This window comes from Gordonia aichiensis NBRC 108223 (genome assembly GCF_000332975.1).
In the GTDB taxonomy this organism is placed as follows: domain Bacteria; phylum Actinomycetota; class Actinomycetes; order Mycobacteriales; family Mycobacteriaceae; genus Gordonia; species Gordonia aichiensis.
On the sequence record NZ_BANR01000035.1, the window covers coordinates 20313 to 29006 of the forward strand.

At 66.2% G+C, this 8694-nt stretch carries 7 protein-coding genes; all 7 read right to left on the reverse strand.

From position 1 onward, the window contains the following. Nucleotides 1-111: 111 nt before the first annotated feature. Nucleotides 112-1053 carry a copper transporter gene (locus GOACH_RS21390; RefSeq protein ID WP_005179807.1) on the reverse strand — a complete coding sequence of 314 codons (942 nt, stop codon included), beginning with the start codon at nucleotides 1051-1053 and terminating at the stop codon, nucleotides 112-114. A gap of 3 nt (nucleotides 1054-1056) precedes the next feature. Beyond that, the gene (gene steA, locus GOACH_RS21395; protein WP_005179809.1) at nucleotides 1057-2238 is read right to left on the reverse strand and encodes a putative cytokinetic ring protein SteA; all 1182 of its coding nucleotides are present in this window, start codon (nucleotides 2236-2238) and stop codon (nucleotides 1057-1059) included. A gap of 92 nt (nucleotides 2239-2330) precedes the next feature. Further along, nucleotides 2331-4139 carry a DNA repair protein RecN gene (gene recN / locus GOACH_RS21400; RefSeq protein ID WP_005179811.1) on the reverse strand — a complete coding sequence of 603 codons (1809 nt, stop codon included), beginning with the start codon at nucleotides 4137-4139 and terminating at the stop codon, nucleotides 2331-2333. Beyond that, nucleotides 4139-5218 (reverse strand): NAD kinase, encoded by a 1080-nt coding sequence (locus tag GOACH_RS21405; RefSeq protein ID WP_005179813.1) that lies wholly within the window; start codon nucleotides 5216-5218, stop codon nucleotides 4139-4141. The genes recN and GOACH_RS21405 overlap by 1 nt, the downstream gene beginning before the upstream one ends. Nucleotides 5219-5251: 33 nt before the next feature. Then, nucleotides 5252-6178, reverse strand: coding sequence for a TlyA family RNA methyltransferase (locus GOACH_RS21410; RefSeq protein ID WP_040519429.1), 927 nt, complete (start codon nucleotides 6176-6178; stop codon nucleotides 5252-5254). A 44-nt stretch (nucleotides 6179-6222) separates the two neighbouring features. After that, on the reverse strand, nucleotides 6223-6480 hold the full coding sequence (locus tag GOACH_RS21415; protein ID WP_040519430.1) for a hypothetical protein: 258 nt from the start codon (nucleotides 6478-6480) through the stop codon (nucleotides 6223-6225). A 12-nt stretch (nucleotides 6481-6492) separates the two neighbouring features. Then, a complete protein-coding gene (locus GOACH_RS21420; protein ID WP_005179816.1) occupies nucleotides 6493-8574 on the reverse strand; it encodes an HAD-IIA family hydrolase in 2082 nt (693 codons plus the stop codon). Between the last annotated feature and the right edge of the window lie 120 nt (nucleotides 8575-8694).

Below are 8694 nucleotides of genomic sequence, written 5' to 3' on the forward strand. Positions count from 1 at the left end.
CATCGACGGTTCCTCGCGTCGCCACACCGGGAGCGGTATCGCGCGCGGTGTGATGCTCGTCGTGCTCTGCACCGCCCGGCGCAGCCGCCACACCCATCCCCCGACCAGTCGTCAGGTCGACGGCCGGTCGGCGGGCTTGGCCCCGACGGTGATGGCCTTGGCCCCCGCCCCCGTGCCATAGGCGCCGCTACGTCCGTCCTTCTCTTCCTGTAGCACCAGGATCGACGTGATACGGCCGGTCTGCTGGTCGACGTTGTCCACGGTCGAGACGGCGTTGCTCAGACCCGGGTCCGCGCGAACCACCGCGATCGGCGAGCCGCCTGAGGTGGAGCCTGTACGGCCGAGCAGCGCCCCGCCGTCGCCACGACCCGACAACGCTGCGGCGAAGCGGGCGACGAGCTGTCCCTGTGCCCCCGAATCCTCGGGATAACCGCCACCGGTCACCACGACTGCGAGGTCGGCGGGGGCCGCGCCCGCACCGTCGTAGTCGATGAACCCGCCGTCGCGTAGCGCCTGAAGTCCTGTCCGGCGGTCGTCGGACGACGCCGCCCCCTTCCCACCACGATCGAGGGCCAGCGCACCGAGGAGGTCTCCTGCGCGGCCACCCGAGTCGACGAGTTCGGCGCGAAGCGTCGCCCCCGGCGGGATCGTCTGATCGATGATGGTCGAGAGTTGTTCAGACTTCTGATCGGCGACGAACTGCTGCGTCAGGCCGATCTGACCGGACACCTTGGCGCCCGCGGCCCCGATGGCATCCTTCACCGCGGCCACGTCGGCGTCCGCCGCGCCGGGCGCAGTCACGACCAGCACCGATTGTCCACGCAACGTGTCGCCGATCACGCGTCCGGTGATCGCGGTGTCAAAACTGTTGGCGCTGTTGAGCTGATCGTTGAGTTGGTCACGCTCGTCCTGCAACGCCCCTATGCGATCGCGACTGGTGCCGGTCAACGAGTTCATCCTGTCGCCCACGAACCCGGAGCCGATGAACAGACCCACCGCGAGTGCCAGAAACACCGCGGCGAGCGAGATCGCATGCTGCCGAACCGAAATCATTGCCTACCTGTTCCAGACCCCGCGGGCCCATTCAACGAGCTGATCCCACTGCGCGACGACCCAGTCGGTCACCTCGCCACCCGCGCTGGACAACATGACCGCCGCGATCACGGCGATGAGTGCTGCGAGGACGACGAATGCGACGGCCGCCCCCGACACCCGACTGCGGTACAGCGTCGCAACGGCTTTCGCATCCACGAGCTTGGGACCGACCTTCATACGGGTGAGGAAGGTCGACGGATTACTCTCCCGACGGGAGCGGTCGAAGAAGTCGTCGAGGGTCCCGCCGTATCCGACGGTGACGATGAGGTCGGCACCGTGGTAGTCGGCGAGCAGCAGAGCGAGATCCGACGCCGAGCCCGCGGCCGGGAATGTCGTTGCCCCGATGCCGAGGTCCTGAATGCGCTCGAGCCCCGTCGCATGCCCATCGGTATCGGCCGGAAGCACCAGTTGCGCACCACATTTGAGTGTTGCGATCTTCATCTCCTCCGGATCACCGACGATCAGCGACGGCTTGTAGCCCGCCTTCGTCAGGGTGTCCGCCCCCGCGCCGACACCGATGATCACCGGCGAGTACTCCTTGATGAACGGCTTGAGTGCGCGAAGATCGGTCGCTCGATCGGGCCCGTCCCCCACGATCACGACGTGCTTGCCGACCAACGAGACGTCGATGTCGGGTACGCCGACACCGTCGATCAGCAGCGGTGATTCGCTACGGATGAACTCGATCGTGTTGCCGGAGAAGGCTTCGAGGTGATCGACGAGTCCGGTCTTCGCTTCGATCATCATGTCGGCGATCTCGTGCTCGTCGAGTGTGGTGCCGCGCGCGAGGCGTCGCTCGCCGACGAACACCTTGCCGTCGTCGACCCTCAGCTTTGCGCCGTCTTTGACACGCTTGAACACCTCGGGACCGACCTCGTCGACGAGCACGATGCCCGACGCCACGAGGACCTCGGGGCCGAGGTTGGGATACCGGCCGCTGATCGAGCGAGACGCGTTGACGACAGCGCCGACGTTGGCCTCGACGAGGGCGTCGGCGGTGACGCGGTCGAGATCGACCTCGTCGAGGATGGCGATGTCGCCCGGTCCGACTCGATCGAGGAGACGGCGGGTGTTCTTGTCGATCCTGGCGATACCGGACACGCCAGGCAGTTCTTCGGAGTTACGTGCGAGCAGTGCGGGCATCTTCATGCACCACATGATTGACCGTGTGCAGCGTCACGACGGGGAGGCGCGCCGCAACACGAGCAACTTTTGTCACATGAGTATCACCGGTTTCAGCGTTTCTTTCGGGTGCCCTTCCCAGGTGCAGCTTTGCCCGCCGGCTCGGAAACCTGCGCCTTCTCCGACTCGGCTGTGGCGAGCAATTCCTCTGCGTGGGCCCGTCCGGTGTCGGATTCGCCGAGTCCTGCCAGCATGCGAGCCAATTCGGCGATGCGGGCGTCGCGATCGAGCGGTCGAACCGTACTGGTCTGCGCCCGCTCCCCGGATTTCGACGTCTTTCCGATCACCAGGTGGTTGTCGGCGAAGGCGGCAACCTGCGGGAGATGGGTCACGACGATGACCTGGTGCGCCCGTGCGAGACCGGCGAGCCGACGCCCGATCTCAACCGCAGCCCGGCCACCGACCCCCGCGTCGACCTCATCGAAGACCATGACCGATCCCGAGGTCGGCTCCGCGAGGACCACTTCAAGCCCCAACATCAAGCGAGACAGTTCGCCACCCGACGCCGACTTCGCGATCGGCAGGGGGTCGGCTCCCGTGTGCGCGACGAGTGCGAATTCGACGCGGTCCGCGCCTTCTGCACCCGCGTGAGAGGTGACGCCATCGACGGTGATGGCCAATCGGTCCTCAACACCCGCGGTGTCGTCGGTGACGTTCACCGACAGTGCGGCATCGCCCATCGCCAGACCCGCGAGTTCGGCCGAGACCTTGACCGACATGGATTTGGCCGCTTTGCGACGAACGGATCGGAGGGTCGATGCGGCCGACTCAACGTCGGCCCGCGCCGAGGCTGCGGCGGCCTCGAGCTCGTCGATCGACCCCTGCGGATCATCGATCTCGGCAAGTCGGCTTTCGGCCGTTGCGCGCCATTCGATGACGCCGTCGATGTCCGGGGCGTACTTGCGGACGAGAGCCTTCAGCTCACCCTGGCGGGCGAGTAGTTTCTCGAGTTCGTCGGCATCGGTGGGCAGCCCGGACAGAAACGATGAGAGTTCGTCGCCGATGTCGGTGACGACGGTCAGTGTCTCTGACACCCGTCCGGCCAGTGTTCGTAGTTGTGCGTCGCCCGCGGACTCGAGCAGGGAGCGAACCTGCCCGAGCCCGTCGATCAGTGAGCCGGCGTCGCCTGCGACCACATCGTGTGATCCGGCGGCGGCGGAGCGGATCGACTCGAGATCCGAGAGCCGACGAATGGTGTCGGCGAGCGCGTCGTCCTCGCCGGGCTGCGGGTCGACGGCTGCGATCTCATCGATGCCGAAACGCAGTCGGTCGGCTTCCTGTGCGAGCTCACGATGGTTGGCGCGTCGAGCGTCGAGTTCGTCGAGTGTTGCGACCCACTTCTCACGCGCTGTGCGGTAGCGGCCCAGCGCCGTCGCCGCCTTGTCGCCCGCAAAGCTGTCGAGTGCCTCGCGTTGATGGTCGGGCCGCAGTAGACGTAACTGATCGTTCTGGCCGTGGATCGTCAACAGCGCGCCGGTGAACCTGCCCATGACACCGACCGGTACCGATCGGCCGCCGAGATGCGCACGCGAGCGACCATCGGATCCGACGGTGCGCACCGCGATGGCCGAACCGTCGTCGTCGAGTTCTGCCCCGGCGGATTCGACGATTTCGGCGACTGCGGCGCGCGTGGAGTCGTCCGCGGACTCGGCGACACGGAAACGACCTTCGACGGTTGCCTTCTGACTCCCCGAACGCACCCGCCCGGCGTCGGCTCGCGCGCCCGACAGCAGACGCAGGCTGGTGACGATCATCGTCTTGCCAGCACCGGTCTCGCCGGTCAGGACGGTGAAACCAGGACTGAACTGTGCAGAAGCCTTGTCGATGACACCCAGGCCCGAGATCGACAGCTCTTCGAGCACTACTTCCCCTCACCCTGTCGTCCGCGCCAGCCGGTCACCGGCAGGTCGAATTTCGTCACGAGCCGGTCGGCGAACGGGTCTGAATCGATACGTACCCACAGCACCGAACGGTCGCTGCGGACCACTTCGACACGTCCGCCTGCCGGGACGAAGATCTGGCGTCGGCCGTCGCACAGTGCGATCGCCGACCGTCCCTGCTTGTCGATCTCCACCGCGATCTGCGAACGCGGGCTGGTGACCATCGGTCGGGCGAACAACGCGTGGGCATTGCTGGGGACGACCAGTATCGCTTCGAGATCGGGCCACATCACGGGTCCGCCGGCGGAGAAGGCATAGGCTGTCGACCCCGTCGGCGTCGACACGAGTACGCCGTCAGCTCCGAAAGCCGACACGGGCCGACCATCGACCTCGGTCACCAGCTCGAGCACGCCGTTGTTCGTTCGATTGAGGACCGCGACCTCGTTGAGCGCCCAGCTGCGACGCACCTCCCCGGGTCGGGCCGGGTGACTGATCGAGATGTCGAGCGTCATTCGCGGTTCGACGCGGTAGTCGCGCGAGATGAGCTGCGCCATCACGTCGTCGATGCGATTGGCTTCCGCCTCGGCGAGAAAGCCGATGTGTCCGAGGTTGATCCCGAGTACCGGGACGCCTGCCGGATACGCGAGTTCTGCCGCACGCAGGAATGTACCGTCGCCGCCGAGAACGATGACCACCTCACACCCGACGGCCGACTCCGGCTCCCCGTGCGCGACAGTGACGTCGGCACCGAGTTCGCGAAGCCCCTCGATGTCGAGCGGGTGACTCGGCGGCCGCCTCCGACCCCGGTCGCCATCAGCAGCATCGCCATGCGAGGTGCCCTTGTGATCAGTCTCGTCATTTCGCTCGCCCTGGTCGACGTCGTCTTCGGTCGCAGGATTGTCGGCCGTGAGGTCGTGGTCGATGATGCGCAGCCCGACGCCCGCCGCAGCACAGTGGCGTGCAATCGATTCGACCGTGCGGGTCACCACCGCGCGTCCGGTATGCGCCACCACCATGAACTCGCGCTGACCGGACGTGGCGACCACCGATTCGTCGATCACCTTGTTCCTTTCACAGTTCCCGATAGGGGGCGTTCAGCGAGGTCCTTCGTCGACGGCACGGTGGATCATCCCCCACAACCGTGCATCGTCGGGCTGGGCACCGTCAGGCTGGGCATCGTCGGGCGGCCCGGCGACATCGTCTGCACCTTCACCATTCTCCTCGACAGTATCGTTCGGAGAGGTATCGGGCCGTGTGTGGTGGTCGGTGGGCTGGTAGGTGAGCCACAAGAAGTACTCGACGTTGCCCGATGGTCCTGGCAATGGACTCGCGACCACCCCCTTCGTCACAAGGCCCAGCGACGCGGCATCGCGTGCGACACGGTGAACGGCTTCTGCCCGCAGCTCGGGATCGCGCACGACACCACCGGTACCGACTCTGTCCTTCCCGACCTCGAACTGTGGTTTGACCATGGGTAGCAGGTCGGCGCCAGGTCGGACACTGGCGGCAAATGCAGGCAGCACCAACGACAGCGAGATGAACGAGAGGTCGGCGACGACGATGTCGACAGGCCCGCCGATGTCGGCGGCACTCAGGTGCCGAACGTTGGTGCGGTCGTGCACATCGACCCGCTCATCACTTTGCAGCCGCCACACAAGCTGCCCATAGCCGACATCAACCGCAACGACCTGAACCGCTCCACGGCGGAGAAGGACATCGGTGAAACCCCCGGTCGACGCGCCGGCGTCGAGGCACCGCTTGCCCGCGATGGTCAGGCCCTGCGGCTCGAATCGTTCGAGTGCACCGAGGAGTTTGTGCGCTCCGCGTGACGCCCAATCGTCGCGGTGCACGTCGTCGGCGACGATTATGGGGGTGTCGCGGGATACGTTTGTGGCCGGTTTTGCCGCGAGCACCCCGTTGACGCTGACCTGACCAGCCTCTATCAGCTCACGAGCCTGCTCACGCGAGCGAGCGAGTTTTCGGCGGACCAACTCGGCGTCCAGCCTGGCGCGAGTAGCCACTCAGCGCACCTTCGGACGGTCGGCGAGCATTGACGCTCGACCCATCATCGGGGATCGACCTCGGCCAACGCGGCGGTGAGGACATCATGGGCCTTCTCGAGCAATTCGCTCTGTCGGGCCAACGCGGCCAGATCGAAAGTGTCTCCAGCCTGCTGACGAATACGGTCGACCTCGTCGAGCAGCGGTTGAACCGTCTCCGCGACCGGTATCTGCGGCGCGGGAGGCGCGTCGGGTGCCGTCGGACGCGTTCCGGGCATGAGGTGTGGACCGGGTACCGGGGGGCGCTGTTGCTGGCTGTTCATGACACGACCACGCTAGCGCAGGTCACCGACACCGAGTGTGCCGATGTGTGCTCGAACGTGTGCATTGTCGCTGGTAATGGTCACATCGGCGGCGTCGACCGACTCCGAGTCGACGTCGTGGCCATCGAGTAGCGCCCACGTCGCATGGGCGAGAGCCGGCAGCATCGACGTGTACTCGGGTTCGTCTCGATGTGTGTCGATTGTGATCGTCGAACCCGATACTTCGACGCTCCAGCCCGGCTGGGCGGCGATGCGGACCCTCTCCTCAGCGTCGAGCAGTCCGGTCAGATCATCGATCACGTGCGAAGGACGCTGTTCGGGTGGTGCGAGGAGAAGATCCTTCGGAGTGCTCACACCGGTCAGGACAAGCGCACTGTCGAGACCCACCGAGTGAGCACCCTGGATGTCGGTGTCGAGCCGGTCGCCGACCACCAGTGGGTTGGTGACACCGCTGCGCTTCATCGCATCCGACATCAGTGGCGCGGCCGGCTTGCCCGCAACCAGAGGCTCTGCGCCGGTGGCGTTCGCCACCGCGGCGACGAGCGACCCGTTTCCGACCAGGAGCCCACGCTCGGAGGGCAGGGTGGCGTCGGTGTTGGTGGCGATCCACAGGGCCCCCGCGCGGATCGCAAGCGCGGCCTCCGACAACGACGACCAGGTGGTGTCGGGCGAGAATCCCTGGATGACGGCTGCCGGACGGTCGTCGGCGCTCCTCGCGACTCCGACGCCGACCTCGCGTACTTCCTGAGCAAGCCCGTCCGTACCGAGCACGAGTGCACGCGATCCCGGCTCCACGTGTTCGGCCAGCAAACGGGCAGCGCTTTGCGCGCTCGTCACCACTTGGTCCGGACTCGCCGAGAATCCCATCGAATCCAGATGCGCCGCAACCTCACTCGGCCGTCTACTCGCGTTGTTCGTCACAAAGATCTGCGGCAGATCGAGCGCGTCGAGGGTTTCTCGAGCACCATGCGTCGGCTGCTTACCCGCGAACACCGTGCCGTCGAGATCGAGGAGAAGAGCCTCGTAGCGATCGGCAAGGGCGCCTTCCGGCGGTGCCTGCGGCTCGACACCGGACGATTCCCGTTCGCTCGACACCGGCGCCTCGGCGGCGGACTCAGCCGACGCGTGGTGTTCACTCGCTCCCGGCCCCGAGTTGTCAACGCCACGCTCGACACGAGCATCTGCATCGTGACCGACGTCAGGAACGCTCTCCCGGATGGATTTGTCACCGACAGCGCCATCTGTCTCGACTGCAGCGCTCTCGTCGACGGATGCTTCCTCGAGGGCACCCTTCAGGTCAACGGGGTTCTGTCTGTCTGGCTGCGGACCTGCTCCCGCGTCGGACTCTGGAGCGGGATTCATCTCCCCCGACAGTTCCATCAAGCGGAACTCGGCATCTGTCGCATCGTCGACATCAGCCGCTGCAGCGTTCATGTACCAGGTAACGGCGTCGTCGCGTCGGTCGGCTGCGAGCAGCGCGGACGCGTAGGCGTAGAACAGTCGCGCAGCCATCGTGCCGGTCCGACCGGGCGCAAGATCCTCCGCCTGCAGCGTCACCAAGGCTTTCGCCGGTTCGCCCGCATCGATACGAGCACCGGCCTCGACGATGCGCATCTCGGTGGCCTCGTCGCCGGTCAGCGAACGCCCTTCCTCGCTGCGCGCGATCTCAATGGCCCGTTCCGGCCGTCCGAGCCCACGCTCCGCGTCGGCGATCAGAGGCAGGAGTGCAGTACCCCCGTTGATTCTGCGAGCCGCACGCAATTCGGTGAGCGCTTCCTGCCACTCACCGGCGTTGTACGCGGCGATACCCGCTGTCTCGCGAACCAGCCCGACCCTCGAGGCGCGTTCACGCGCAGCACGAGCGTGCGCCAGCGCCAGTTCCGGATCGGAGTCGAGAAGCTGGGCCGCCATGACCAAGTGGCGCGCCACCCGATCGGCATTAGCCTTGTCGAGCGTCAGAAGGTCCCGTCTGACCTCCGGGTCAAGATCCGACGCGGCGACGTCATCGGGCAGTGGCGGCCCCGCGGGCCGACTCTCTGCGCTACCTCGGCCGCGTCCGCGCCGTGCCTGTTGTCCCCGATCGCGATCGTTCATGGTTCTCAATCTAGGCCCTGACAGGCCTCTCGGCGGAATCCGACAGCCCGACACAATGGCGCCACCGGAAGTCCGAAAGAAAAATTGCCTCAGAATGCAGTCATGCCCCGCACCACGGAT

Coding starts and splice junctions, on each gene's coding strand:
- GOACH_RS21390 (WP_005179807.1), bottom strand. CDS start 1,053: ATGATTTCGGTTCGGCAGCATGCGATCTCGCTCGCCGCGGTGTTTCTG.
- GOACH_RS21415 (WP_040519430.1), bottom strand. CDS start 6,480: ATGAACAGCCAGCAACAGCGCCCCCCGGTACCCGGTCCACACCTCATG.
- steA (WP_005179809.1), bottom strand. CDS start 2,238: ATGCCCGCACTGCTCGCACGTAACTCCGAAGAACTGCCTGGCGTGTCC.
- GOACH_RS21420 (WP_005179816.1), bottom strand. CDS start 8,574: ATGAACGATCGCGATCGGGGACAACAGGCACGGCGCGGACGCGGCCGA.